The organism is Massilia aerilata, assembly GCF_042656905.1.
Lineage (GTDB): Bacteria > Pseudomonadota > Gammaproteobacteria > Burkholderiales > Burkholderiaceae_D > Telluria > Telluria aerilata.
Map to the genome: position 1 here is coordinate 1 of NZ_JBHSMZ010000012.1, position 25,750 is coordinate 25,750.

27 protein-coding genes are annotated in these 25,750 nt (G+C 65.7%); 13 read left to right on the top strand and 14 right to left on the bottom strand.

Annotation, left to right across the window (positions count from 1 at the left end; all coding sequences use genetic code 11):
* Window positions 1–34: 34 nt before the first annotated feature.
* From ACFPO9_RS16265 to ACFPO9_RS16280, 4 genes are all read right to left on the bottom strand, one after another.
* Complete coding sequence (locus tag ACFPO9_RS16265) at window positions 35–421, bottom strand: hypothetical protein (protein WP_379772169.1); 387 nt, start codon at window positions 419–421, stop codon at window positions 35–37.
* A 517-nt stretch (window positions 422–938) separates the two neighbouring features.
* On the bottom strand, window positions 939–2,396 hold the full coding sequence (locus tag ACFPO9_RS16270) for an NAD(P)(+) transhydrogenase (Re/Si-specific) subunit beta (protein WP_379772171.1): 1,458 nt from the start codon (window positions 2,394–2,396) through the stop codon (window positions 939–941).
* Window positions 2,393–2,737, bottom strand: a complete 345-nt coding sequence (locus tag ACFPO9_RS16275) for an NAD(P) transhydrogenase subunit alpha part 2 (protein ID WP_379772173.1) — start codon at window positions 2,735–2,737, stop codon at window positions 2,393–2,395. The genes ACFPO9_RS16270 and ACFPO9_RS16275 overlap by 4 nt, the downstream gene beginning before the upstream one ends.
* 142 nt (window positions 2,738–2,879) lie before the next feature.
* Window positions 2,880–3,992, bottom strand: coding sequence for a Re/Si-specific NAD(P)(+) transhydrogenase subunit alpha (locus ACFPO9_RS16280; protein WP_379772174.1), 1,113 nt, complete (start codon window positions 3,990–3,992; stop codon window positions 2,880–2,882).
* A 258-nt stretch (window positions 3,993–4,250) separates the two neighbouring features.
* On the opposite strand from ACFPO9_RS16280, the gene ACFPO9_RS16285 reads away from it, so the two are divergent.
* From ACFPO9_RS16285 to ACFPO9_RS16295, 3 genes are all read left to right on the top strand, one after another.
* Window positions 4,251–4,757 (top strand): NUDIX hydrolase, encoded by a 507-nt coding sequence (locus ACFPO9_RS16285; protein ID WP_379772176.1) that lies wholly within the window; start codon window positions 4,251–4,253, stop codon window positions 4,755–4,757.
* The gene (mnmA, locus tag ACFPO9_RS16290) at window positions 4,757–5,863 is read left to right on the top strand and encodes a tRNA 2-thiouridine(34) synthase MnmA (RefSeq protein ID WP_379772178.1); all 1,107 of its coding nucleotides are present in this window, start codon (window positions 4,757–4,759) and stop codon (window positions 5,861–5,863) included. Before ACFPO9_RS16285 ends, mnmA begins: the two co-directional genes overlap by 1 nt.
* Window positions 5,864–6,011: 148 nt before the next feature.
* A complete protein-coding gene (locus ACFPO9_RS16295; RefSeq protein ID WP_379772180.1) occupies window positions 6,012–6,488 on the top strand; it encodes a chemotaxis protein CheW in 477 nt (158 codons plus the stop codon).
* A 6-nt stretch (window positions 6,489–6,494) separates the two neighbouring features.
* Here the strand turns inward: ACFPO9_RS16295 and ACFPO9_RS16300 are convergent, their stop codons facing one another.
* Genes ACFPO9_RS16300 through ACFPO9_RS16310 form a run of 3 tightly spaced genes read right to left on the bottom strand, consistent with a single transcriptional unit; the run spans window position 6,495 to window position 8,347 of the window.
* Window positions 6,495–6,878 (bottom strand): ANTAR domain-containing response regulator, encoded by a 384-nt coding sequence (locus ACFPO9_RS16300; protein ID WP_379772181.1) that lies wholly within the window; start codon window positions 6,876–6,878, stop codon window positions 6,495–6,497.
* A 16-nt stretch (window positions 6,879–6,894) separates the two neighbouring features.
* Window positions 6,895–7,671: a 5'-3' exonuclease gene (locus ACFPO9_RS16305; RefSeq protein ID WP_379772182.1), complete on the bottom strand. Its 777-nt coding sequence runs from the start codon at window positions 7,669–7,671 to the stop codon at window positions 6,895–6,897.
* Between the two features lie 4 nt (window positions 7,672–7,675).
* The gene (locus ACFPO9_RS16310; RefSeq protein ID WP_379772184.1) at window positions 7,676–8,347 is read right to left on the bottom strand and encodes a glutathione S-transferase family protein; all 672 of its coding nucleotides are present in this window, start codon (window positions 8,345–8,347) and stop codon (window positions 7,676–7,678) included.
* A gap of 162 nt (window positions 8,348–8,509) precedes the next feature.
* Between ACFPO9_RS16310 and ACFPO9_RS16315 the strand changes: the two genes are divergently transcribed.
* From ACFPO9_RS16315 to ACFPO9_RS16325, 3 genes are all read left to right on the top strand, one after another.
* Window positions 8,510–10,054, top strand: a complete 1,545-nt coding sequence (locus tag ACFPO9_RS16315; protein WP_379772186.1) for a methyl-accepting chemotaxis protein — start codon at window positions 8,510–8,512, stop codon at window positions 10,052–10,054.
* Window positions 10,055–10,117: 63 nt separating this feature from the next.
* On the top strand, window positions 10,118–12,025 hold the full coding sequence (locus tag ACFPO9_RS16320) for a CocE/NonD family hydrolase (RefSeq protein ID WP_379772188.1): 1,908 nt from the start codon (window positions 10,118–10,120) through the stop codon (window positions 12,023–12,025).
* A gap of 186 nt (window positions 12,026–12,211) precedes the next feature.
* On the top strand, window positions 12,212–12,559 hold the full coding sequence (locus ACFPO9_RS16325) for a hypothetical protein (protein WP_379772189.1): 348 nt from the start codon (window positions 12,212–12,214) through the stop codon (window positions 12,557–12,559).
* Window positions 12,560–12,676: 117 nt separating this feature from the next.
* On the opposite strand, the gene ACFPO9_RS16330 is transcribed toward ACFPO9_RS16325, so the two are convergent.
* Genes ACFPO9_RS16330 through ACFPO9_RS16340 form a run of 3 tightly spaced genes read right to left on the bottom strand, consistent with a single transcriptional unit; the run spans window position 12,677 to window position 15,120 of the window.
* Window positions 12,677–12,940, bottom strand: a complete 264-nt coding sequence (locus tag ACFPO9_RS16330) for a DUF6587 family protein (RefSeq protein WP_379772191.1) — start codon at window positions 12,938–12,940, stop codon at window positions 12,677–12,679.
* Window position 12,941: 1 nt separating this feature from the next.
* Complete coding sequence (gene feoB, locus ACFPO9_RS16335; protein ID WP_379772192.1) at window positions 12,942–14,840, bottom strand: ferrous iron transporter B; 1,899 nt, start codon at window positions 14,838–14,840, stop codon at window positions 12,942–12,944.
* Between the two features lie 13 nt (window positions 14,841–14,853).
* Complete coding sequence (locus tag ACFPO9_RS16340) at window positions 14,854–15,120, bottom strand: FeoA family protein (protein WP_230029700.1); 267 nt, start codon at window positions 15,118–15,120, stop codon at window positions 14,854–14,856.
* Between the two features lie 217 nt (window positions 15,121–15,337).
* On the opposite strand from ACFPO9_RS16340, the gene ACFPO9_RS16345 reads away from it, so the two are divergent.
* From ACFPO9_RS16345 to bfr, 3 genes are all read left to right on the top strand, one after another.
* Window positions 15,338–15,553, top strand: coding sequence for a (2Fe-2S)-binding protein (locus ACFPO9_RS16345; protein WP_230029699.1), 216 nt, complete (start codon window positions 15,338–15,340; stop codon window positions 15,551–15,553).
* 127 nt (window positions 15,554–15,680) lie between these two features.
* Window positions 15,681–16,370, top strand: a complete 690-nt coding sequence (locus ACFPO9_RS16350; protein WP_379772194.1) for a PepSY-associated TM helix domain-containing protein — start codon at window positions 15,681–15,683, stop codon at window positions 16,368–16,370.
* 23 nt (window positions 16,371–16,393) lie between these two features.
* Window positions 16,394–16,876 (top strand): bacterioferritin, encoded by a 483-nt coding sequence (gene bfr / locus ACFPO9_RS16355; protein WP_379772195.1) that lies wholly within the window; start codon window positions 16,394–16,396, stop codon window positions 16,874–16,876.
* Here bfr and ACFPO9_RS16360 read toward each other — a convergent pair.
* Both ACFPO9_RS16360 and ACFPO9_RS16365 read right to left on the bottom strand, forming a co-directional pair.
* The gene (locus ACFPO9_RS16360; protein WP_379772197.1) at window positions 16,863–17,828 is read right to left on the bottom strand and encodes a PfkB family carbohydrate kinase; all 966 of its coding nucleotides are present in this window, start codon (window positions 17,826–17,828) and stop codon (window positions 16,863–16,865) included. The genes bfr and ACFPO9_RS16360 overlap by 14 nt on opposite strands.
* Window positions 17,829–17,836: 8 nt before the next feature.
* Window positions 17,837–18,454, bottom strand: a complete 618-nt coding sequence (locus tag ACFPO9_RS16365; RefSeq protein WP_379772198.1) for a glutathione S-transferase family protein — start codon at window positions 18,452–18,454, stop codon at window positions 17,837–17,839.
* A 165-nt stretch (window positions 18,455–18,619) separates the two neighbouring features.
* On the opposite strand from ACFPO9_RS16365, the gene purB reads away from it, so the two are divergent.
* Window positions 18,620–19,996 carry an adenylosuccinate lyase gene (purB, locus tag ACFPO9_RS16370; RefSeq protein ID WP_379772200.1) on the top strand — a complete coding sequence of 459 codons (1,377 nt, stop codon included), beginning with the start codon at window positions 18,620–18,622 and terminating at the stop codon, window positions 19,994–19,996.
* A 141-nt stretch (window positions 19,997–20,137) separates the two neighbouring features.
* Here purB and ACFPO9_RS16375 read toward each other — a convergent pair whose 3' ends face one another.
* On the bottom strand, window positions 20,138–22,090 hold the full coding sequence (locus ACFPO9_RS16375; protein ID WP_379772202.1) for a TOL_0244 family TonB-dependent receptor: 1,953 nt from the start codon (window positions 22,088–22,090) through the stop codon (window positions 20,138–20,140).
* A gap of 279 nt (window positions 22,091–22,369) precedes the next feature.
* Between ACFPO9_RS16375 and ACFPO9_RS16380 the strand changes: the two genes are divergently transcribed.
* Genes ACFPO9_RS16380 through ACFPO9_RS16390 form a run of 3 tightly spaced genes read left to right on the top strand, consistent with a single transcriptional unit; the run spans window position 22,370 to window position 24,133 of the window.
* On the top strand, window positions 22,370–22,930 hold the full coding sequence (locus ACFPO9_RS16380; protein ID WP_379772204.1) for a cytochrome b: 561 nt from the start codon (window positions 22,370–22,372) through the stop codon (window positions 22,928–22,930).
* 10 nt (window positions 22,931–22,940) lie between these two features.
* Complete coding sequence (locus ACFPO9_RS16385) at window positions 22,941–23,504, top strand: YceI family protein (protein WP_379772206.1); 564 nt, start codon at window positions 22,941–22,943, stop codon at window positions 23,502–23,504.
* Window positions 23,505–23,560: 56 nt separating this feature from the next.
* Entirely contained in the window at window positions 23,561–24,133 is a 573-nt protein-coding gene (locus tag ACFPO9_RS16390; protein WP_379772207.1) for a YceI family protein, read from the top strand.
* Between the two features lie 94 nt (window positions 24,134–24,227).
* On the opposite strand, the gene ACFPO9_RS16395 is transcribed toward ACFPO9_RS16390, so the two are convergent.
* Complete coding sequence (locus ACFPO9_RS16395; protein WP_379772209.1) at window positions 24,228–25,724, bottom strand: hypothetical protein; 1,497 nt, start codon at window positions 25,722–25,724, stop codon at window positions 24,228–24,230.
* Window positions 25,725–25,750 lie beyond the last annotated feature (26 nt).

The window sequence follows — 25,750 nt, forward strand, 5'->3', positions numbered from 1 at the left end:
GCGTCAGGCTCTGAAAACTGACGCTAACTAAGCATCAGGCTGTGTCCGGGAATAGCGGGGCAACATCACGCCGCACATTCGTGAAGCCGGCCTGCTCCAGCAGCCGGCCCAGCGAGTAGCGGTCGTACATCCCCATGTGGATTTCCCCGCTCAGCCGGAAGGCGCCGATGCGCAGGGCCTCGCTGCCCAGCTTGTCGCGCAGCTTGACGCGCAGGTGGCTGACCAGTTTCCTGGGTGTGAGCTTTTTCAGCTTTGCCATCATGGGAGTGGGCTGCGCGGCGGCGCTGCCCTCGGCCTGGCTGCGCCCGCGGGCGATGATGCTGCGCCCGACGTGCCCGATGCGCTCGACGATGTAGTCCTCGTTGGGCAGGCGCGGCTGCTTCAGGAAGTCGCCCATCTCGCCTTCCGGGCGGTTGCGCACCGTCTGGTCGAACAGCTCGAGCAGGATCCAGTCGTAATTCGCGCTTGAGACCGCGCTCGGATGCGCGAGGTTTCCTGCAGGTGGCGCAGGTATTCGACGGCGATGTTTTCCAGGTCGGGCACCACCACGCGCAGCACGCCGCCGGGTTTGAGGACCGGCAGGCGTTCGCGCACGAAGCCGGGCGCCTTGTCCTTGGGGACCTGCTCCAGCCCTGGGAATGGTAGACGACGTCGAACTGCTTGTCGGGATAGGGAAACCCCTGCAGGAGGTTATGGACCTCGACGTGCGGACTGCTCGAGGCCATGTCGACGTTGGTCCACGCCGGGTGGAACTTCTTGCCGCAACCAACGTTGAGATAGTTGATTTTTTGCATGGCTGCCTCACGAAACAGATGGACAACCGATCCACTATATCAATTTGAAAATTCGGGCTGTGGACCTTACGCAAAGCTGTGGCCTTACCGATACATCACTGCGGCAAGCGGGCACGACGGACTTTGCCGCGCCCGCGCCCTGCTTCACTCCACCGCTTTTACCATCGATTCGATCACCTTCTTCGCATCGCCGAACACCATCATCGTGTTCGGCTGGTAGAACAGGTCGTTGTCCAGGCCCGCATAGCCGGACGCCATCGAGCGCTTGTTGACGATGATGCTCTTGGCTTTATAGGCCTCCAGGATGGGCATGCCGGCGATCGGGGATTTGGGATCCTTGGCGGCAGGGTTCACCACGTCGTTCGCGCCCAGCACCAGCACCACGTCGGTCTGGCCGAACTCGCCGTTGATGTCCTCCATCTCCGCCACCTGGTCGTAGGGCACCTCGGCCTCGGCCAGCAGCACGTTCATGTGGCCCGGCATGCGGCCCGCCACCGGGTGGATCGCGTAGCGCACCGTCACGCCGTGCGCCGTCAGCTTGTCGACCAGTTCCTTGACCGTGTGCTGGGCGCGCGCCACCGCCAGGCCGTAGCCCGGCACGATGATCACGGATTCCGCATTCTGCAGGATGAAGGCGGCGTCCTCCGGGGAGCCGGCCTTGACCGGACGCTGCTCTTTCGCGCCGCCGGCATCGAGCGCTGCCGCCTCGCCGCCGAAACCGCCCAGGATCACATTGAAGAAGGAGCGGTTCATCGCCTTGCACATGATGTAGGAGAGGATCGCGCCGCTCGAACCCACCAGCGAACCGGCGATGATCAGCATCGAGTTATTCAGCGAGAAGCCGATGCCCGCCGCCGCCCATCCCGAGTAGGAGTTCAGCATCGACACCACCACCGGCATGTCGGCGCCGCCGATCGGGATGATGATGAGTACACCCAGCACGAACGACAGCACGGCCATCACGATATACGGCGTCCAGGCCGGCGCCACGCCATCCGAGAAGCAGAACACCAGGCCCAGCGCGATGATGGCGATCGCCACCAGCAGGTTGATCAAGTGCTGGCCCGGATAGCGCACCGGCGCGCCCTGGAACAGGCGGAATTTATATTTGCCCGCCAGCTTGCCGAAGGCGATCACGGAACCGGAGAAGGTCACGGCGCCCACAAACGTACCGATGAACAGCTCGAGCCGGTTACCGAAGGGGAGCGCCGCGTCGCGGGCGGCGATGTTGAATGCCCAGGGTTCGCTTACCGCGGCGATCGCGATGCACACGGCCGCCAGGCCGATCAGCGAGTGCATGGCCGCCACCAGCTCCGGCATCTTGGTCATCTCGACCTTGCGCGCCGCAACGGTGCCGATCGCGCCGCCGACCACCACGCCCAGCAGCACCAGGCCGAAGCCCATGCCGCCGGTCTGGATCTGTTCTTTCAGCTTGAACATCAAGGCGATGGTCGTGACGACTGCAATCGCCATCCCGCTCATGCCGAACACATTGCCCATGCGCGCCGTCGAGGGCGAGGATAGCCCCTTCAGCGCCTGGATGAAGCATACCGAGGCCACCAGGTAGAGCAGCGTCACCAGATTCATGCTGATGAAATTCATGCAGCCTCCTTTTCGCGCGCGGCGGGCGCGGGCTTCGCTTCGCGGGAAGCTTTCGGCTCCTTTTTCCTGAACATCTCCAGCATGCGCTGGGTGACCAGGAAACCGCCGAACACGTTGACGGCCGCCAGCGCCACCGCCAGCGTGCCCGCCACCTGGCCGGTGACGCCTTCGGTCAGGCCGGCCGCCAGCATGGCGCCGACGATGATGATGGCCGATATCGCATTCGTCACCGCCATCAGCGGCGTGTGCAGGGCCGGCGTGACGGTCCACACCACGTGGTAGCCGACGTAGATCGCCAGCACGAAGATGATCAGGTTGATGATCGTGTGACTGATTTCCATACTCTGCTTCTCCTTTTGAATTCCAATTACTGTCATGCCGGGCATTGCCCGACCTGACTCCCCGCGCAGGCGGGGATCCAAGTCTGTGCGCGTAACGCTAGCTGAACTTGGGTTCCCGCCTTCGCGGGAACGACGATGAGTGTTATTTACGTAGCACTTCCCCATCGGCGCACACCATCACGGCCTTCACGATCTCGTCGTCGCGATCGATGGCCAGTTTGCCGTTCTTGTCGACGATCAGCTTCAGGAAATCGAGCACGTTGCGCGCGTACAGGGCCGAGGCGTCGGCCGCCACCAGGGCCGGCAGGTTCGGCTCGCCGATCAGGGTGACGCCGTGCTTGACCACGGTCTTGCCGAGTTCCGTCAGCGGGCAGTTGCCGCCCTGCTCGATCGCCATGTCGACGATGATGGAGCCGGGCTTCATGGCTTTTACCGTGTCTTCGGAGATCAGGACCGGCGCCTTGCGGCCAGGGATCAGCGCGGTGGTGATGACGATGTCGGCCAGCCTGGCGCGCTCGTGCACCAGTTCGGCCTGGCGGCGCATCCAGTCGGCCGGCATCGGGCGCGCATAGCCGCCTGCGCCTGCCGCGATCTCCTTCTCTTCGTCGGTAATGAAGGGCACGTCGATGAACTTGGCGCCCAGCGATTCCACCTGCTCCTTCACCGGCGGGCGCACGTCGGACGCTTCGATCACGGCGCCCAGGCGCTTGGCGGTGGCGATCGCCTGCAGGCCGGCCACGCCGACGCCCATGATCAGCACGCGCGCCGCCTTCACGGTGCCGGCGGCCGTCATCAGCATGGGCATGAAGCGCTGGTAGGCGTTGGCGGCCATCATGACCGCCTTGTAGCCGGCGATGTTCGCCTGCGAGGACAGCACGTCCATCGACTGCGCGCGGGTGATGCGCGGCGCGGCTTCGAGGGCGAAGGCGGTAAGGCGCTGGTCGGCCATCGCGGCCAGGTTTTCGGTATCGAAGGGGTTCAGCATGCCGACGAGAAGCGCGCCGGGCTGCATCAGGCTGCGTTCGTCGGCGTCCGGGGCGCGCACTTTCAGCACCAGCGCCGCTTGAAACGCTTCCCGGGCGGTGACGATGCGGGCGCCGGCGGCGGCGTAGGCGTCGTCAGGCACGGAGGCATGCAGCCCGGCGCCTGCCTGCACCAGCACCTCGTGCTGGGCGGCCAGCTTCTTGACGGTTTCGGGCGTTGCAGCGACGCGTGTTTCGCCCGGCCGCGATTCGGCCGGTACACCAATCTTCATGATGCCCCCATTAAATTGATAAACTGTCTACAATCTAGCATGCAAAAGCGGACAAGAGCCGTTGTCAATACCGATCAGTGGTATTTCGTAAACAGATCGGCAATTTTCCTGCTCAACGTGTTACAGACCTAGGCATATCCCACTGTTTTTTGTATCAAATCAAGCGAAAACCCTGGCCGGAACTGTTGCAATGCAGCGTGCGTGCAAGCAACGACCTTTTCATCAAGGTAGAATGTCGGCACATTTTCAAGGACGCGCATGACCCATACCTTCAGACCATCGGTGACCGTCGCCGCCATCATCCAGCGCGATGACGGCCGCTTCCTGCTGATCGAAGAGGAAACCAGCGACGGCATCCGGTTGAACCAGCCGGCTGGCCACCTCGATCCGTTCGAATCGCTGGAACAGGCGGTCATTCGCGAAGCCATGGAAGAAACCGCGCACGAGTTCATCCCCGAGGCGCTGGTCGGCATGTACATCTCGCGCTACCACTCGAAGTCGCGCGGCGCCGATGTGACTTACCTGCGCTTCACCTTCTGCGGCAAGCCGGGCAAGCAATACGACCGGCCGCTCGACGATGGCATCCTGCGCACCTTGTGGATGACCCGCGACGAACTCGCGGCCTGCCAGGAGCGGCACCGCAGCCCGGCCGTGCTGAAATGCGTGGACGACTACCTGGCCGGCAAGCGCACCTCGCTGGACCTGATATATACAGATGAGTCCGTCTTTCATGGCGGACTGCCAATGCAACCGGACGTAATGTAATGACCAAGAAAAAAGTCGTGATCGGGATGTCGGGCGGCGTCGACTCCTCGGTCGCGGCCTGGATGCTGAAAGAACAGGGTTACGAAGTCATCGGCCTGTTCATGAAGAACTGGGAAGACGACGACGACTCCGAATACTGCTCCACGCGCCAGGACTGGATCGACGCGGCCAGCGTGGCCGACGTGGTCGGCGTGGACATCGAGGCCGTCAACTTCGCCGCCGAATACAAGGACCGCGTGTTCGCGGAGTTCCTGCGCGAGTACCAGGCCGGCCGCACGCCGAATCCGGACGTGCTGTGCAACGCCGAGATCAAGTTCAAGGCCTTCCTCGACCACGCCATGAAGCTGGGCGCCGACCTGATCGCGACCGGCCACTATGCGCGCGTGCGCGAGAACCCGGGGACCGGCAAATTCGAACTGCTGAAAGCCTTCGATTCGACCAAGGACCAGAGCTACTTCCTGCACCGCCTGAACCAGGCGCAGCTCTCGAAGGCCCTGTTCCCGCTGGGCGAGATCGCCAAGACCGAGGTGCGCAAGATCGCCGAAAAGCTGCAGCTGCCGAACGCCGCCAAGAAGGACTCGACCGGCATCTGCTTCATCGGCGAGCGCCCCTTCCGCGAATTCCTGGGCCGCTACCTGCAGCACAAGCCGGGCCCGATCAAGCTGGATAACGGCCAGACGGTCGGCGAGCACGTCGGCCTGTCCTTCTACACGCTCGGCCAGCGAAAAGGCATCGGCATCGGCGGCCTGAAGTCCCACAAGAACGCGGACGGCACCAGCGAGCCGTGGTTCGTCGCGCGCAAGGATATCGCCAACAACACCCTGTACATCGTGCAGGGCCACGACCATCCGTGGCTGCTGTCCGCGGAACTGGGCGCGGGCCAGGCCAGCTGGATCGCCGGCGAAGCGCCTGCGCCGCGTGCGCTGTCCGCCAAGACCCGCTACCGCCAGGCCGACGTGGCCTGCAGCGTGGCGCCGGAAGGGCTGGACCGCTTCAGCCTGCGCTTCGACGAGCCGCAGTGGGCGGTGACGCCGGGGCAGTCGGCGGTGTTGTATGACGGGGATGTTTGTCTGGGTGGCGGGATTATCGATTCGGCTGCAAGCTGAGCGTCGGGGGATTGTGTTGCATCCTCCCCCCAAATTTCACGAAATGTGCCCCCGCTTGCCATTTCTCCATCGAACTCCCCGCGGAAATGCCGTAATCTTCACCAAAGTTGCCGAACGGCAAAATAATTGAAGAACACAAGGAGCAGCCATGGCTGAAGGCATCGTCAACAACACGACAGAAGTGCTGTCGTTCCGTCTGGGCGGCGAAGAGTACGCGCTCAGCATTCTCAAGGTCCAGGAAATCCGCGGCTACGACAACGTCACCCGCATCGCGAGCGCGCCGGATTACCTGAAGGGCGTGGTCAACCTGCGCGGCATCATCGTGCCGATCGTGGACATGCGCATCAAGTTCGGGGTCGGCGATCCGACCTATGATGCCTTCACCGTGGTGATCGTCCTGAACATCAACGGCCACACCATCGGCGTGGTGGTCGACAGCGTGTCCGACGTCGTGACCCTGACCCCGGACCAGATCAAGGCCGCGCCGGACCTGGGCGCCAGCGTCGCCGCCGACTACCTGATGGGCCTGGGCACCGTCGGCGAGCGCATGCTGATCCTGCTCGACATCGACAAGCTGCTCAGCTCCGACGAAATGGGCCTGCTGACCGCCGCGCGCAGCGCCTGAACAAAATCAGCCGCCGCGGTGCTGCCTGACGATCGCCAGCACCGTGCTGCGGATCGTCTTCAGCACCGCATCCGCCTTGAAGGGCTTCACGATGAAGCCCTGCACCCCGCGCGCCAGCGCCGCCTGCACCGCCGGCGCGTCCAGCGTCCCGGACACCATGAAGATCATGGTCTTGGGCAGCTGGGCGCGCAGCTGTTCGACCACGTCGTTGCCGTCCTCGACCTGCTCGCGCGCGATGCAGAAGATGTGCGGGTGGTGCTTCTGCGCCAGCAGGAAACCCGCATGGCTGGTATGGGTCTGGCCGACCACCTCGTGGCCGGCGTCCATCAGGACGGTGTTGAGCAGGCCGCGCGAAATCGCGTTCGAGTCGACAATCACTGCCTTCAGCATCGTTGATTCCTTGTAGTCAGAAGCTGTCGTAGGCGAGCATGTTCCAGCTCACCCCGAGCTTCACGTCGGTCTTCAGCTCGACCAGCTTGCGCGAGACCTCGAGGATCCCGCGCTCGGCGCGCAGGCGCTCGCCCAGCGGCGTCTTGAGGATGCCGGCGCCGGCCATCACGGCTTCCAGGCTGCCGTAGGCATTCAGCAGGCGCGCCGCCGTCTTCATGCCGATCTTCGACACGCCCGGCACGCCGTCGGTCGCGTCGCCCATCAGCGCCAGCAGGTCGTGCAGTCGCTCCGGCGCCACGCCGAATTTATGCCGCACCCAGGCATCGTCGTGCCACTCGCCCTTGAAATGGTCCCACACCAGGGCGCCGTGCGCGATCAATGCGTGCAGGTCCTTGTCGGTGGTGGCGACCACCGCGTCGCCGCGTCCTTCCGACAGCCAGCGCATCACGCCGGTGGCGATCACGTCGTCGGCCTCGACCTCGGGAATCATCAGCACGTGCAGGCCGGCCTCGCGCAGGCGCTGGTGGAATTCGGGCAGGGCCTTGCGCAGGTCCGAGGGCATGGGCGCCCGCCCTTCGCGGTAGCGCGGATACAGCGCGTGGCGCCAGGTCTCGCCGCCGTAGTCGAAAGCCGCCAGCACGTGGGTCGGCGCATGCGCGTCCAGCACGTTGCGGAAGGACGAGAAGGCGTGGCGCAGGGCGATGCTGGCCTTCAGGTCCGAGTCCGGCTCGGGACTCGCCTCGTACACCCGGCGGACGATGTTCAGGCCGTCGATGGCCAGCAGCTTTGCCATAGGCTTACTTCACGAAATCGTACTTCCCGCCCCGTTCGAGCGCGCGCGCATAGGCCGGGCGCGCGTGGATGCGTTCGAGGAAGGCGCTCAGCTTCGGATACTGCGCGTCCAGCCCGCCGCGCGCCGCGGCGGCCTCCAGCGGGAAGCTGAGCTGGATGTCGGCCGCCGAGAAGTCGTCGCCCGCAAACCACGCGCGTTGCCCCAGTTCGCCTTCGAGGAAGGCCAGGTGCTGGCGGATCTGCGGCAGCACGAAGCTGTCCTTGACCTTGCGCGCGATGGCGCGCGCGATCGGGCGCACGAAGAAGGGCGCGGGCGTGCTCTCGACGCGGTCGAACACCAGTTTCAATAGCAGCGGCGGCATGGCCGACCCTTCGGCGTAATGCAGGAAATAGGTGTAGCGCAGGCGCTCCGGCGTGCCGGCCGCCGGCGCCAGGCGGCCCTCGCCGTAGCGCCCGACCAGATACTCGATGATGGCGCCGGATTCGGCCACGATGGTCTCGCCGTCCTGGATCACCGGCGATTTGCCGAGCGGGTGCACGGCGCGCAGCTCGGGCGGCGCCAGCATCGTCTTCGGGTCGCGCTGGTATTTTTTGATCTCGTAGGCCAGGCCGAGTTCCTCCAGCAGCCAAAGGATGCGCTGGGAGCGGGAGTTGTTCAGGTGATGGACGATGATCATGTGAGGCCGGGGTCGCGTGAAATGGCGCTAGCTTAGCACTGTTGCGTGTTTGCCAGTAGTCATCAGCAGTTCCGGCAATTTTTTATTGTTTTAATGCAACTTGCATGTATACTCGCCAACTTCCGTCAATACTGACAATTGTTATTTTCTGATTTCATCTCCATGAATCGTTTCTCCAGCCTGAACATCGCGAGGAAGCTCGGGCTCCTCACCCTCATCACGGGTCTCGGCATCGCCGCCGTCGCCGCCGGCTTCCTGGTGTCCGAGCGCCAGCTGATCGGCGACGAACGCGGCCGCGCCGTGCGCCAGGCCGTCGAAGTCGCCGGCGGCGTGATCGCCCGCTATGAGCAGCTGGCCGCCAGCGGCGCCCTGCCCGCCGACCAGGCCAGGCACGAGGCGCTGGAAGCGCTGCGCGCGCTGCGCTACGACGGCCAGGAATACTTCTGGGTCAACGACATGCAGCCGCGCATGCTGATGCATCCGAATACCAAGCTGGAAGGCAAGGACGTGGGCGACATGACCGACCCGAACGGCCTGTACCTGTTCCGCGTCATGGTCGACGTGGCGAAGAACCAGGGCGGCGGCTTCATCGCCTATATGTGGCCCAAGCCGGGCAGCGACAAGCCGGTGCCGAAGATCTCGTATGTGAAGGCGGTGCCGGGCTGGGGCTGGGTGGTCGGCTCGGGCGTCTACCTGGATGCCATCGGCGCCGTGTTCTGGCCGCGCGTGATCGGGTTCTCGCTGGCGGCCGCCCTGCTCTCGGGCGTGCTGATGCTGGCAGGCCACCTGATCTCGCGCAGCATCCGCCTGCCGCTGGCGCGCGCCGTGACGCTGGCGAACACGGTGGCCGCCGGCGATCTCACCACCGTCATCGAGGCCAGGGGCCAGGACGAGACGGCCCAGCTGCTGCGCGCCCTGCGCGAGATGAACGACAGCCTGTCCGGCATCGTCGGCGAAGTCGACGCCGGCATCCGCACCATCGCCAGCGCCTCGACCCAGATCGCGAGCGGCAACCAGGACCTGTCGAGCCGTACCGAACAGCAGGCCGGCGCGCTGCAGGAAACCGCGGCCACGATGGAAGAGCTGACCGGCGCCGTGCAGCAGAACGCCGCCAATGCGCGCCACGCCAGCAGCCTGGCTTCGTCGGCGAGCGAGGTGGCGCAGCGCGGCGGCTTGGTCGTCGGCCGCGTGGTCGAGACCATGGATGCGATCCACGGCTCGGCGCAGCGGATCGCGGACATCATCGGCGTCATCGACGGCATCGCTTTCCAGACCAATATCCTGGCCCTGAACGCGGCGGTGGAAGCGGCGCGCGCCGGCGAACAAGGCCGCGGCTTCGCGGTCGTGGCCGGCGAAGTGCGCGCGCTGGCGCAGCGTTCGGCGGCGGCGGCCAGGGAAGTGCGCAGCCTGATCGACGATTCCGTGCGCAAGGTCGACGACGGCTCGGCGCTGGTGCGCCAGGCCGGCGACACGATGCGGGAAATCGTCGCCAGCGTCGACCGTGTGAACGGCATCATCGGCGAGATCGCTGGCGCCAGCGAACAGCAGCAGGAAGGCATCGGCCAGGTCAACCAGGCCATCGCCGGCATGGACGATGCGACCCAGCAGAACGCGGCCCTGGTCGAGCAGGCTGCCGCCGCGGCGGCGGCGATGAACGAGCAGGCGCAGCGCCTCAGTGAAGTGTTCAGCGCGTTCAAGGTGGCGTAGCACACGATTGCACCGATTCGCCACTTGGGTGATATGCTTGGATGCAACTTCATGGAGAATCCGATGTCGCGTTCGCGCCTGCCGTCCCTGTCCGTTCTTCCCCTGCTGCTCGCCGCGCTCGGCGGCGCGGCCATGGCCCAGACGCCGCCGATGGCGCCCGACATCCCGCCCGACAAATTCTCCATCACGGTCCCGAACGCGGATTACACCAAACAGGAAGTGATGATCGCGATGCGCGACGGCGTCAAGCTGCACACCGTGATCGTGATTCCGAAGGGCGCAGCGCACGCGCCCATCATGCTGACCCGCACGCCCTACAACGCATCCGGCCGCGCCGGCCGCATGAAGAGCCCGCACATCAGCTCCATTCTGGGCGACGGCGACGACGCCTTCATCGCCAACGGCTACATCCGCGTGTTCCAGGACGTGCGCGGCAAGTACGGCTCCGAAGGCGACTACGTGATGACGCGCCCGGTGCGCGGCCCGCTGAACAACACCCAGGTCGACCACAGCACGGATGCCTGGGACACCATCGACTGGCTGGTCAAGAACATCAAGGAATCGAACGGCAAGGTCGGCATGGTCGGCTCCTCGTACGAAGGCTTTACGGTGCTGATGGCGCTGGTCGAGCCCCACCCCGCGCTGAAGGCCGCGGTGCCGATGAGCCCCATGGTGGACGGCTGGCGCGGCGACGACTGGTTCCACAACGGCGCCTTCCGCAATACGAATCTCGATTACATCGCCGGCCAGAACTCGGCGCGCGGCGCGGGCGAGCGCATCGTCACCGGCACCTTCGACGACTACGACGCTTTCCTGCGCGCCGGCTCGACCTTCGATTTCGCCCACCTGTACGGCGTCGACCAGCTGAATTTCACGAAGAAGATCTTCGAGCACCCGGCCTACGACAGCTTCTGGCAGGAGCAGGCGCTGGACCGCATCCTGGCCAGGAAACCGCTGGCGGTGCCGACCATGACCGTGGTCGGCCGCTGGGACCAGGAAGACATCTACGGCGCCTACGCGACCTATGCGGCGGTGGAGCCGAAGGACAAGGACAATCGCATGAATTCGCTGGTGGTCGGGCCCTGGCGCCACAGCGGCGTGAACTACGAGGGCTCCTCGCTGGGCGCGCTGAAATTCACCGGCGACACCGCCCAGCAGTTCCGCCGCGAGGTCATGCTGCCCTTCTTTAACCAGTACCTGAAGGATGGCGCGCCGACGTTCGACACGCCGCCGGTATGGTCGTATCAAACCGGTGTGAACCGCTGGCGCAGGCTGGAGCAGTGGCCGCTGGTCCCGAGTTCGACGAAGATGTACCTGAAGCCGGGCTTCTCGCTCGGCTTCGAGAAGGGCGACAGCAAGGCCGCCGCCTTCGACGAATACGTGTCCGACCCGGCAAAGCCGGTGCCCTTCGTGCCGCGTCCCGTGCGCATGAGCGAGGGCACGGTCTGGAAGCCCTGGCTGGTGACCGACCAGCGCTCGTATTCGGACCGCCCGGACGTGCTGACCTATGTGAGCGAACCCCTCGGCCAGCCTTTGGCGCTGGCCGGCGAACCGATGGTCAACCTGTTCGCGTCCACCAGCGGCACCGACAGCGACTGGGTCGTGAAACTGATCGACGTCTATCCGGACGAAGTCGCGGCCCAGCCGGAGATGGGCGGCTACCAGCTGCCGATCGCGATGGACATCCTGCGCGGCCGCTACCGCCAGGGCTTCGACAAGCCGGCCGCGATCCCCGCCAACAAGGCCGAACGCTACCGCTTCGCGCTGCCGAACGTCGACCACGTCTTCCTGCCGGGCCACCGCATCATGGTGCAGATCCAGTCCAGCTGGTTCCCGCTCTACGACCGCAACCCGCAGACCTTCGTGCCGAACATCTTCTACGCGAAGCCGGGCGATTACCGCAAGGCGACCCAGCGGGTCTACCACGCGCCGGGCATGGAAAGCGCGATCGAACTGCCGGTGGTGAAGTAGCCACAGCTTGTCGCCGCTCGGCGACAAATGTTAAAGATGGGCAGGACTTTCGACACAGACAGGTGTAGGCTGAACCCGCCACCGCCCTGTTGTTCGGCAGTGCGCTCGCGCATGCCCAATCCGCCCTCTGGACCTTTACCTACACCGGCTTCTACGACCGGGAAGCCGCCGCTCACCATCGGCTCCATGGACTACGCGGCCTGCGCCGCGTCCAGCAATGCGTATTACCACTGCGGCGCCGACAGCTTCGTCTTCTCGCCGAATAGCGGCCTGTCGTTCAGCCTCGGCGAATACGGCGGCGATCCCGAAGGCTGGAACAGCGGCGGCCACCTGACCGAGACGGGCAAGCTGAGTTACGACTACCGGATCACGCCCTACAACACGGTCGAACACCACCTGCTGTGGAACGAGAACACGGTGCTGAGCATGGTGTCGGCTTCCGCGGTGTCGCCGGTGCCGGAGGCGCCCGCCTGGGCGATGCTGGCGGCGGGGCTGGGGACGGTGGGTTTGTGGCGCCGGCGGCCGGCGGCCTGAGTACGTCGTGCCGGGCATTGCCCGACCCGACTCCCCGCGCAGGCGCGCAGGCGGGGCCCCAAGGAAAAGTATGCTCTGATCACGAAACTTGGATTCCCGCCTGCGCGGGAATGACGATTAACGCTTCACGTGCACCTGGATGATCTTGCGGCCCTTCTCATCCTTCTCCGGCATCGGCGCCGGCGCGCAGGTCCCGCAGGTATCGCAGCCGCTGCCGCAGCCGGCATCCTTGTCCAGCCAGCGCGCCAGCCAGCCCTTGCCCGAGCCGTCGGAGAATTGGTAGACGATCTTGCGGCGCCAGGACAGCGGCAGGTACTTGGCGGCGGCGTAGCCTGCCGCCAGCAGCACGATCAGGCCGACCACCAGGTACTGGGCGAGCATCTCAGCTCCCGAGGGCGTAGCGCGCCACGTGGTAGGTGATGAAGGAGGCGATATAGGCCAACGCGAACATGTAGCCGGCCATGACGAAGGCCCAGCGGATGCTGCCGGTCTCGCGCCGCACCACGGACAGGGTCGACAGGCACTGCGGCGCGAACACGTACCAGGCCAGCAGCGACAGCGCGGTCGCCATGCTCCAGGAGTGGGCGATCAGCGGCGCTAGCGAGCCGGCCACGTCGTCGCCCGAAGACGACAGCGCATACACGGTGCCGAGCGCGCCCACCGCCACTTCGCGCGCGGCCATGCCCGGCACCAGCGCGATGCAGATCTGCCAGCCGAAGCCGATCGGCTCGAAGATGACGGCGAGGGCGCGGCCCAGCATGCCGGCCACGCTGTAGTAGATCGGCGGATGGGTCGCGCCTTCCGGTGCGCCCGGGAAGCTGGACAGGAACCAGACCAGCACCATCAGGGTCAGGATCACGGTGCCGACGCGGGTCAGGAAGATCTTCGCGCGTTCCCACAGGCCCAGGGCCAGGTTCTGCAGGTGCGGCCAGTGGTAGGCCGGCAGCTCGAGCATCAGCGGGTGCTGGCCCTTGGTGCGCGCGGCGCGCTTGAAGAACCAGGCCACGCCCATCGCGCTGACGATGCCGGCCGCGTACAGCACGAACAGCACCAGGCCTTGCAGGTTGATGCCCGCGACCAGCTCGCGATTCGGGATGAAGGCGGCGATCACCAGCGCGTACACCGGCAGGCGCGCGGAACAGGTCATCAGGGGCGCGATCATGATCGTCACCAGGCGGTCGCGCGGATTCTGGATCGTGCGCGCCGCCATCACGCCGGGAATCGCGCAGGCGAAGGACGAAAGCAGCGGAATGAAGGCGCGCCCGGACAGGCCGACGCTGCCCATCATGCGGTCGAGCAGGAAGGCCGCGCGCGGCAGGTAGCCGCAGTCTTCCAGCACCAGGATGAAGAAGAACAGGATCAGGATCTGCGGCAGGAACACCAGCACGCTGCCGACGCCGCCGAAGATGCCGTCGACGATCAGGCCGCGCAGCGGGCCCTCGGCCATGTTGGAGCCGACCCAGGCGCCGAGTCCTTCGACGCCGCTCTTGATCAGGTCCATCGGCGCGGCGGCCCAGCTGAACACGGCCTGGAACACCAGGAACATCAGCACCGCCAGGATGACCGGGCCCAGCACCGGGTGCAGCACGACCTGGTCGATCTGCTCCGACAGGTTGCCGGTGTCCTTGTCGAAGCTGACGCAGGCCTCGATAATGCGGCGCACCTCGCGCTGGGTCTCCTCGACCGGCACGGCGTCGATCGCGCTCAGCGGGTGCGGCTTCACGGGGGTGGCCAAGGACAGGGTTTCCAGCATGGCCAGCAGCGGCTTCTCGCCGCCGGACTGCACGGCCACGGTCTCGACCACCGGCATGCCCAGCTCGCGCGACAGCCTGGCGGTGTCGATCTCGATGCCGCGCTTGTTGGCCACGTCGACCATGTTCAGGGCCAGCACCATCGGCAGGCCGAGGCGCCGGATCTCGAGCACCAGGCGCAGGTTCAGGCGCAGGTTGGTGGCGTTGACGACGCAGACCACGGCGTCCGGCGCCTGTTCGCCCGCGCGCAGGCCGGCGACCACGTCGCGGGTGATGGCTTCGTCGGGGGTGTGGGCGGACAGGCTGTAGGCGCCCGGCAGGTCGAGCACGCGCATGGCGCGGCCGCCCGGCAGGGTGAAACTGCCTTCCTTGCGTTCGATGGTGACGCCGGCGTAGTTCGCGACCTTCTGGCGCGCGCCGGTGAGGCGGTTGAACAGTGCGGTCTTGCCGCAGTTCGGATTACCCAGCAGGGCGATGAGCGGCGCTTTTGTCGCAGTCGCCGCCTGGACCTGCTGCTCTACTGCTCCCATTGATGTGTTCCGTTTATTCCGGCTGGATCGAGACCAGCGCCGCCTCGAAACGGCGCAGTGCGAACGTGGATTGACCGACCTTGACCGCGACCGGGCCGCCTGGCAGGCCGCGCTTGAGCATGCGGATGCGTTCGCCGGGGACGAAGCCGAGTTCCATCAGGCGGCGCGATACGTCTGCGCCATCGCCGCCATGGCCCTGGCTGGGCGCGAGGTGGATCACGGTGGCGCTCTGGCCCGCCTTCAGGGCGTCGAGCGTGGTCAGGGTGGGTGCGAGAGTCATGGTTGTCGTTTCCGTATGGCTTCAATGCGGCACTGATGAGACGATGTGAGCATCATAAACCTAAATGCGAATTATTTCTATTTGCGTTTTGTCTACTTGTGTTCACTCTGCCTCAATGACCCGACAAAACGCTTGCATTCGGGTGTCGATTTCGGGAGAATACAAACCTTAATGAGAATGATTCGCATTATATACCAGGCAACGAGGAAAGAAAGACATGATCGTCTGCGTTTGCAACAACATCTCCGACCGTGAAATCCGCCAGGCCGTCGAAATGGGCCTGACTTCGATGTCCGACCTGTACAAGGAACTCGGCGTCGGCACCTGCTGCGGCAAATGCGTCAGCTACGCCCGCGAAGTGATGAACGAACACCTCGACGCGCGCACCACCGTCACCGAGCTGCGCCGCACCCCGGCCGATCTGGCGGCCTGAGCCGGCCGCCCGGCTCTCCCGGAATTCCGAGTGGTCATTGCCGCGCACATTTACGCCGTGCGCAGTGGCCGATGGGCGGCGCGTCCTGATAACATGGTGCTTCCAACGCAGCCATCACGCCTGTCTTATGCCCGTCATCCCGTTTCGCTCCCCGAGGACGCCGCCGCAACCCTTCACGGTCCCACCGCCACCCGCGCCCTCGCGCCGCGCTATCGCCGTCAAATGGCTGCGCAAGATGCATGGCTGGATCGGCCTGTGGGGCGCGGTGCTCGGCCTGCTGTTCGGCAGCACCGGCATCCTGCTGAACCACCGCGCCGTGCTGAAGATTCCCGCCGCCCAGGTGCAGGAAAGCACGGTACAGATTCCCCTGCCCGACCCGGCGCCCGCCGATCCGGAGGCGCTGGCCGCCTGGCTGAAATCCTCGCTCAAGCTCCAGCCCGATCCGGCGCGCGTCAAAGCCGAGCCGGCGCGGCCGGTGGCCTGGGGCGACCGCGCCCTGGTCCAGCCGGCGCGCTGGAGCGCCAGCTTCACCTCGCCCAGCGGCGCGGTCCAGGCCGAGTATTGGGTCGGCAACAATTACCTTACCCTCAAGCGCAACGAGAACAATGTCTTCGCCACCCTGATCAACCTGCACAAGGGCGTCGGCATGCCCATGGGCTGGATCTTGCTGGTGGACACGCTGGCCGGCTCGATCATCCTGCTGTCGCTGTCCGGGGTGGTGCTGTGGACGCTCACCAACCGCCGGCGCACGGTGGGGATCGCGATCGCGTCGGTCTCGCTGCTGCTGGCCGGCGGCGTTGCGCTGGCATCGATTTGAACAACTAATAAGAAAGGGATTTCATGAAGGGCGATCCGAACATCATCCGCGCGCTCAATGCGCAGCTGACCAACGAGCTGACCGCGGTCAACCAGTACTTCCTGCATGCCCGCATGTACAAGCACTGGGGCTTCACCCGCCTCGGCAAGAAGGAGTACGACGAGTCGATCGGCGAGATGAAGCACGCGGACCGGCTGATCGACCGCATCCTGATGCTGGATGGCTTGCCCAACCTGCAAGCCCTGCACAAGCTGCTGATCGGCGAGTCGGCGCAGGAGATGCTGGAATGCGACCTGAAGCTGGAGCGCGGCGCCCAGCAGTGCGTTAAGGACGGCATCGCCGCCTGCGAAGCGGCGCGCGATTACGTGTCGCGCGACCTGCTGCTGGAGATCCTGGAAGACACCGAGGAACACATCGAGTGGCTGGAAACCCAGCTCGACCTGATCGTCAAGGTGGGGATCCAGAATTACTTACAAAGCCAGATGGGCGACGTCAGCGAGATGTGAACGCTGCCGCCGGCGTGCCTTCGCGCCAGCGATTGACCCATTTGTCGTAGAAGTTCAGGTCGCGCGGCACCGCGCCGGCGACCGCGCAGATGGCGCCGGCGAATTCGTTGGCGCGCGCCAGGGTCAGCGCCAGCGGCCAGCCGCGCGCGCGGCCCAGCAGGAAGATCGCCGAGAAGGCGTCGCCCGCCCCCACCGTGTCGATCACGAAGGGCGGCGCCGGGGTGTCGCGGGTGGCGATCGTGCCGCCGTCCGCCAGGAACACCACCGAGCCGCGGTGGCCCAGGGTCACGATCAGGGTCTCCAGGCCGAAGCGGTCCATCAGCGCGCGGCAGGCCGCGTGCACTTCTTCCGTCGACAGCGCCGCGTCGTCCGGGCCGATCTGGAAATACCACTGGAACAGCGCCTGCAATTCCTCTTCGTTGACCTTGACGATGTCGGCCGCGCTCAAGGAGCGCGTGACGGTGGCTTCCTCGACCTGGTCCGGGCGCAGGTTCAGGTCCAGGTAGCGGCTGGCCGGGCTTGCCTCCAGCACGGCGGCCAGGGCCGCGCGCGAACCTTCTCCGCGCTGGGCCAGGGTGCCGAAGTAGACGAGACCGGCCTCGACCTTCGCCAGGCTGGCGGTGGCCGCGCCGGCGTCGATGAAGTCGTAGGCCTGGCGCGGCAGGATGCGGAAACGATGCTCCTGGCCATTGCGCTCGACCACCACGCGGCCGGTTTCTTCCATCGGATCCAGCTGCAGGCCGGCGTCGCTCATCGCGAAACGCTCGAACTCGCCGCGCACGGCCTGGCCGTTGCGGTCGCGCCCGATGCGGGTAATCATCAGGGCCGGCTCCATGAAGGCGGCCAGGTGGCGCGCGACGTTGAAGGGCGCGCCGCCCACCACCTGCTCGGTCGGGAATTCGTCGACCAGGGCTTCGCCGAACACGACCGTGGTCGAGGCAGGCTTGTTCACTGGTGTATTCACGAGGCGACGACCGGGACGGTGTCCTTGAAGGACGGACGCTCGGACAGCTTGTCGAACAGGCGCGCCAGATTGGCATGCTGGTCGCGCCAGGCGATGTCGGGGAAGCGCAGGGACAGCCAGCCCAGCACGCAGCCGACGGCGACGTCGGCCAGGGTGTAGTGGTTGCCCATGCAGAAAGCCTGCTCGCCGAGGTGATCGGACATCACCTGCAGGCTATTCTTCACCTTGCCCATCTGGCGGTCGATCCACGCCTGGCTCTGCAGCTCGGCGGGGCGCTGGGTGCGCTCCAGGTAGGCCAGCACGGCGGCATCGCCGACGCCGTCGGCCAGGGCTTCCCATACCTTGACGTTGGCGCGGTCGCGGCTGTTGGCCGGCAGCAGCTTGCAGACCGGCGTCAGCGTGTCCAGGTACTCGGCGATCACGCGCGAATCGTACATCGCGCTGCCGTCTTCCATGACCAGGCAGGGCACCTTGCCGAGCGGGTTGGAGGCGGAAATCTTCGTCTCCTGCGACCACACGTTTTCCAGCTCGAACGCGTAATCGAGCTTCTTCTCTGCCAACACGACGCGCACCTTGCGCACATAGGGACTGGTGACAGAACCGATCAGTTTCATAAATGCTCGAGTAAGGGGAGTGGCTCACAGTATAGCATCGGCCAAACGCCGGATAAGGGGGTGGGAAAGGCTTGCAACGCTGTCCACGTTCGGCTTGACAAACACGGTTCGTGCAGGCTCCCGATGGTAAAATCGCGCTTTTGCAATCATCCCCGCCTGCCCGCCATGACCTCTACCTCCTCCTCGACCCTGTCGGCCCTGTCCCCGCTGGACGGCCGCTATGCCGCCAAGACCGACAAGCTGCGTCCCATCCTGTCGGAAGCCGGTTTCATGCACCACCGCGTGAAGGTGGAGATCGCCTGGCTGCAGGCGCTGGCGCAGGCCGGCTTTGCCGAACTCAAGCCGTTCTCGAACGAAGCCGGCGCCCTGCTCGACAAGCTGGCGGCCGATTTCTCGGATGCCGACGCCGCGCGCATCAAGGAAATCGAAGCCGTCACCAACCACGACGTCAAGGCCGTCGAATACTGGCTGAAGGAGAAGGTCAAGGACGTGCCGGAACTGGTCGCGGCCAGCGAGTTCATCCACTTCGCCTGCACCTCGGAAGACATCAACAACACCTCGCACGGCATGATGCTGAAAGCGGCGCGCGACGGCGTGATGCTGCCGGCCCTGCAGGCGATCATCGCGAAGCTGACGGACATCGCCCACGTCAACGCCGAGCTGCCGATGCTGTCGCGCACCCACGGCCAGACCGCCAGCCCGACCACCCTCGGCAAGGAATTCGCCAACGTGGTCGCGCGCCTGCAGCGCGCCGTCAAGCGCATCGAAGGCGTCGAGATCCTCGGCAAGATGAACGGCGCGGTCGGCAACTACAACGCCCACCTGTCGGCCTACCCGTCGTTCGACTGGTCCACTTTCTCGAAGAACGTGATCGAGCAGCGGCTTGGCCTGACCTTCAATCCGTACACCATCCAGATCGAGCCGCACGACTACATGGCCGAGCTGTTCGACGCCATCTCGCGCACGAATACCATCCTGCTGGACCTGAACCGCGACATCTGGACCTATGTCTCGCTGGGCTACTTCAAGCAGAAGCTGAAGGCCGGCGAAATCGGTTCGTCGACCATGCCGCACAAGGTCAACCCGATCGACTTCGAGAACTCGGAAGGCAACCTGGGCCTGGCCAATTCGGTGCTGCGCCACATGGCGGATAAACTGCCGGTCTCGCGCATGCAGCGCGACCTGACCGACTCCACGGTGCTGCGCAACATCGGCGTCGGCTTCGGCTACGCGCTGCTGGCCTACGACAGCTGCCTGCGCGGCCTGAACAAGCTGGAAGTGAACCCGCAGCGCCTGGCGCAGGACCTGGATGCGAACTGGGAAGTGCTGGCCGAGCCGGTGCAGACCGTGATGCGCCGCTACGGCATCGCCAACCCGTATGAACAGCTGAAGGAACTCACCCGCGGCAAGGGCATCACCCGCGAGGCGCTGCAGGAGTTCATTGGCGGCCTGGCCGTGCCGCAGGAAGCCAAGGACTTGATGCTGGCGATGACGCCGGCGAATTACACGGGCCTGGCGGCGCAGCTGGCGAAGGCGATCTAAGCCAAGTACGCTCGTCGTTCCTGCACCTTAACCGTCGTCCCCGCGGACTACTCGTCGTCCCCGCGCAGGCGGGGACCCAAGTTTGTTCGCCTTCGATAGCGCACGCAGAACCTGGATTCCCGCCTTCGCGGGAATGACGATCTAGCGCTGCCACACCAGCTTGATCCCCAAGCTCCGCGGCACCTCGCTGGCGAACTGCGCCACCCCATACTCACGGTGCCCGCCGTTCAGGTTGGCCCCGATCACCGACAATTCCATCCCCGGCGCGAAACGCCAGCCGAAGCGCAGGTCGACGGCCGTGTAGCCCGGCACCGCGAGCAGGCCGACAGGGCCAACGCGGCGCAACGCCACTTCCAGCTCGCGCGCGCTGTCGAAAGCGTAGTTCGAGCGCAGCTGGGCGGTGTAGGCCGGGTCGACGCCGGTGGTCGCCAAGCTGCCGAGGTCCGTGCTGCCCGGCTTCAGGCTGAAGCGCTCGCGCAGCGCGGTGACGCCGGCCGACAGGCGCCATGCCTCGCTCATCTGGTAGCTGGCCCAGGCCTCGATGCCGTGCGCCCGTCCTTCCATCTGGTTGCCGAATTCGATCGTGCCGGCAGGGGTCAGGTCCGTGGTGCGCAGGTGGTCGTACAGGTTGCGAAAAGCCGTGACCGAATACGACAGGTCCTGCCCCACCTGGCCGCGGTAGCCGAGCTCGAATACGCGCGCCACTTCGGAGCGCACCCGCGGGCCGCCGGCCAGCAGGAAAGGCGGCGCGCCGGGAACGAAGGCGTCGACGTCCAGGCGCGAGGGCGCGCGCACGGTGCGCGAGTAAGCGGTCCACAGCGAGTGCGCCGGCGACATGCGCCAGGACAGGCGCAGGGTCGGCAGGAACTCGGCGCCGGTGTAGGGATTGCGTTCGTAGCGCGCGCCGGCCGTCAGCTGCAGGTCGTCGCGCAGCGCGACCTGGTCCTGGACGAACAGGCTGGCCCAGGCCTGCTTGTCGCTGGCCGGCAGGAAGGCCACGAAGCGGCTGTTGGTGACGCTGTCCCGGCTGTAGCGGTATTCGCCGCCCCAGACGATATTGTGCGCACCCAGCGCCGGCAGCGAATGCTGGACCTGGACGTCGGCGATGTCGACCGAGTCCGTGAAGGTCGGCGGCACCTGGCGGTAGCGGTGGTCGACATAGGCCAGCACGCTGACGCTGCCGCCGTCGTCCAATGCATGTTCCCAGTGCCCGCTCAGGTTGGCGCCGCGCGTGATGATGTCGTCGACGCCGGTGCCGGCGCCCGGGGCGGAGATGGCGCCCGGCGCCGGCTGGCCCTGGCGGCCGCGCCAGGCGTTGGCGTTGACGCTGAAGCGGTCGGCGCCGCGCTCCCAGTCGGAACGGAAGCCCACCTGGCCCTGGTCCCAGGCGTCGTCGATGTGCGCGCCCGTATTCAGTTCGCTGCGGGGCAGGCCGAACACCTTGCCGTAGACCCGCCAGCGATGGCCGGCGTCGCCCGCGCCGTGGCGGAAGGCGGCCTGCGCGCCGTCGCTGTCGCCGCGCAGCGCCAGCAGGTCGCCCTGGGTGTCGGCCGCATGGCGGGTGATGATGTTGATGACGCCGTTGACCGCGTTCACGCCCCACAGCGTGCCGCCCGGGCCGCTGATCACCTCGATGCGCTCGACGTCTTCCAGCATCACGTCGGGCTCGTCCCAGAACACGCCCGAGAACAGCGGCGAATACACGGAGCGGCCGTCGATCATCACCAGCAGCTTGTTGGCGGGGCTGTTGCTGGTGCCGTTCAGGCCGCGCGCGGAGATGTAGTAGCCGCTGTTGCTGGCGCGCGCCACCTGCAGGTTGGGCGCCAGGCGCAGGGCTTCGGGCAGGCTGCGGCTGCCGGCGCGCCGGATGTCGTCGGCGGTGATCACGAACACCGAGGCCGGCGCGTCCTGCAGGCGCTCGGGGCGCTTGGAAACCGAGGTCACGTCGATGTTCGCCAGTTCCTCGATCGACAGGTCGGCGAATTCCGCCGCCTGGCGCTCGGCGGCGGTGCGCTCGCCGTCCTGGTCTCCGCTAGCCTGGGCACAGGCGGCCGTAACCATACCCAGCAGCAGGAAGGACAGGTGGCGCGTCATAAATTTTTTTCGGAAATTTTCATGTCCGACAATTATCATTTATAAATCGGTCTCGTCAACATTTTACGTTCCTTCCCTGCAGAGCGTCGTTGACGGCCGGGCTAACGTGCGCAGGCCCGGCCATTGATCATGGATTGTCCCATCAGTTGAACAATGTTATCCGTTTGCCTGTCTTCCTCAAGCCCGGTGGAATCGTTAAAGTAGCGAAAGAGTCTGGAATTAATACATCAGCTATTTTGTTAAGATCGCGTTCCAACAAGAACAGATCCCGGAGACAACATGCAGCTTCAGCAACATCAGGAACAAGCGCGTTACACCACGATCGCGATCGTGCTTCACTGGCTGATCGCCGTGCTGATCGTGGGCGCCTTCACGCTTGGTCTGGTGATGACGGACATTCCCGGCTTTTCGCCGACCAAGCTGCGCTACTTCTCCTGGCACAAGTGGGCCGGCGTGACCGTGCTGCTGCTGGCGGCCCTGCGCCTGCTGTGGCGCCTGAAGCAGCGCCCGCCCGCGCTGCCGGCGGCGATGCCGGCCTGGCAGCGCGGCGCCGCCCACGGCCTGCACCATCTGCTGTACTTCATGATGTTCGCGGTGCCGGTATCGGGTTACCTGTACACGCTGGCCGCCGGCGTCCCGGTGGTCTGGTTCGGCCTGTTCAAGCTGCCGGTGTTCTTCGCCAAGAACGCGGCGCTGGCCGAGACCCTGAAACCGGTGCATTACTGGCTCAACATGCTGCTGGCGGGCCTGGTCGGCCTGCACCTGCTGGCCGCCCTCAAGCACCAGCTCATCGACCGCGACGGCACCATGCGCCGCATGCTGCCCGGCCGTTCCCATTGAAGGAGTCACCATGAAACCATCCCCTACCCTGACCGCGGCCCTGTCCGCCACGCTGCTCGGCGCCGCCCTGATCGCCAACGCCGCGCCGCTCAAGACCGACGCCGCCCACAGCACCGTCTCGGCCGTGTTCAAGCAAATGGACGTGCCGGTCGAATCGAATTTCAAGCGTTTTACCGCGCAGATCGACTATGACGCCGCGCACCCGGAAAAGGCGACGGCGCGCGTGGACATCGACACCGCCAGCTTCGACATGGGCCAGGCCGACTACAACAAGGAGATCGCCAAGAAGGAGTGGTTCAACTCGGCCCAGTTCCCGAAGGCGAGCTTCGTCTCCTCCTCGATCAAACCGGCCGGCGCCGGCAAACTGGCCGTCGCCGGCAAGCTGACCATCAAGGGCAAGACGCTTGACGTCAGCTTCCCGCTCACGGTCAAGCCGCAAGGCGGCAAACAAGTATTCGAAGGCCAGCTGCCGATCAAGCGCCTGGCCTTCAATGTCGGCGAAGGCGAGTGGCAGGATACGAGCATGGTCGCCGATGAAGTCCTCATCAAGTTCCGCGTCGCCGCGGGACAGTAATCGTCGTTAAGCAAGCAGCAAACAAGCAGCCACACTCACCCAAGGGAACCCGTCTGATGAAACTGAAGAACCTGAGCATCGCCCTCCTCGCCGCCACGCTGGCAACCGGCGCCTTCGCCGCCGACACCTATAAAGTCGACCCGAGCCACACCTACCCGAGCTTCGAGGCCGACCACTTCGGCGGGCTGTCGGTCTGGCGCGGCAAGTTCAACAAGTCCGAAGGCAGCATCGTGGTGGACCGCGCGGCCAAGACCGGCACCGTCGACATCACCATCGACACCACCACCATCGACTTCGGCAACGACAAGCTGAACGAACACGCCAAGAAGGCAGAGATGTTCGACGTCGCCAAGTTCCCGACCGCGACCTACAAGGGCAAGCTGGTGTTCAACGGCGACAACCCGGCATCGGTCGACGGCGAGCTGACCCTGCACGGCGTCACCAAGCCGGTGACCCTCACCATCAACAAGTTCAAGTGCATCATGAATCCGATGCTGAAGAAGGAAGTCTGCGGCGCCGACGCTTCGGCCAGCTTCAAGCGCAGCGATTTCGGCGTGAGCTACGGCGAATCCTTCGGTTTCAACATGGATGTCAAGCTGGCGATCCAGGTCGAAGCGATCAAGCAATAATTTTTTGCCGGACGTAAAAAAAACCTCGGGCCTTGCGGCACCGAGGTTTTTTTACATGCGTAGGGTGGGCACACCGTGCCCACGTTCACATCGATCAGCGGCCGTCGCGATCCAGATCACCCGGCATCGCACGCTCGACCTTGTCCCAGGCCGCGCGGCTGGCCGACTTGGCCTGCTCCCACGACAGGCGCGAATGGCCTTTCACGCGATCCCATTCGTCCGCCATGTGCGGCTCGGCCAGGTCGTAGTTCGGGTAGCGGCGGGCGTTGTTATAGCCCAGCGCATAGGCCGGCGAGTAGTCGTCGTAGGTGTAGCCCGGCGAGTAGTAGGACTGGGTCTGGTAGTTGGTGCGCCAGTAGTTGTCTTCCTCGGTCGGGTTGACCAGCTGGCCGGCGCCCTTGCCGACCATGCCGCCGGCGATGCCGCCGATGGCTGCACCGGCAGCCATGCCGATCGGGCCGCCCACCGCGCCCAGCGCAGCACCGGTTGCCGCGCCACCGCCCGCGCCGACACCGCCGGCCAGGTTGTGCTCGTGCAGCTGGTCGCCCGCTTTCGGGTTCACGACTTCACCGGCGCCCTTGCCGGCCATGTCGCCGGCGATGCCGCCTGCGACGGCGCCAGCCACTGCGCCGATCGGGCCGGCCGCGGCGCCGATCGCAGCGCCAGCCAGCGCGCCGCCGGCAGCGCCGGTGCCCTGTGCCAGGTTGTGTTCATGCAGGCGGTCTTCCGAATGCGGATTCACCACTTCGCCCGCGCCGCGGCCAGCCGCGCCGCCGGCCAGGCCGCCGATCGCCGCACCGGCAGCCATGCCGATCGGACCGGCCACCGCGCCCGCGGCGGCGCCCATTGCAGCGCCCGCGCCGGCGCCCACGCCCTTGGCCATATAGTGTTCGCCCAGGTCGTCGCCCGTTTTCGGGTTCACGACTTCGCCCACGCCCTTGCCGGCCATGCCGCCGGTGATGCCGCCGATCGCGGCGCCCGCCAGGGTGCCGATCGGGCCGGCTGCCGAGCCGATCGCAGCGCCGGTGGCCGCACCAGCCAGGGCGCCGACGCCGGTGCCGATCACGTGCGAGCCGCCGTTGTCGGTGAAGGACTTGTTGATGTATTCGATGTCGTCGTCCGAGCGCGGGGTCACGCCCATCACGATGCCGCCGTTGTTGATGCCTTCCTCATAGTGCTTGACGCGCTCTTCCGGAATACCGGCGCCGATCAGTGCGCCGATCAGGCCGCCGGTGATGCCGCCGGCGCCCGCGCCGGCCAGGCCGGCCGCCAGCGGACCGGCAACCACCAGGCCCAGGCCCGGCAGGACCAGGGTGGTGCCTAGTGCGGCCACGCCGGCCAGCACGGCGCCGATGGTGCCGCCGATGCCCGCGCCGACGCCGGCGCCTTCGGCTGCTTTGCTGCCCAGTTCAGTTTCGGTGTCGTTGAAGTGGGTTTTACGGGTCGAGTCCGACATCATCAGGTTGACATCGTCCTTGGTGTAGCCGCGGGTAGAGATGGTGTTATAGGCGCGTTCGGCGCTTGCGCGATCCGGGAACAGGCCGGTGACCATACGATTCTGTTTCTGCTTATCGGTGTCGAAAATGCTCATGGTGTGTGTCCTCTCAAGGTTCGGTG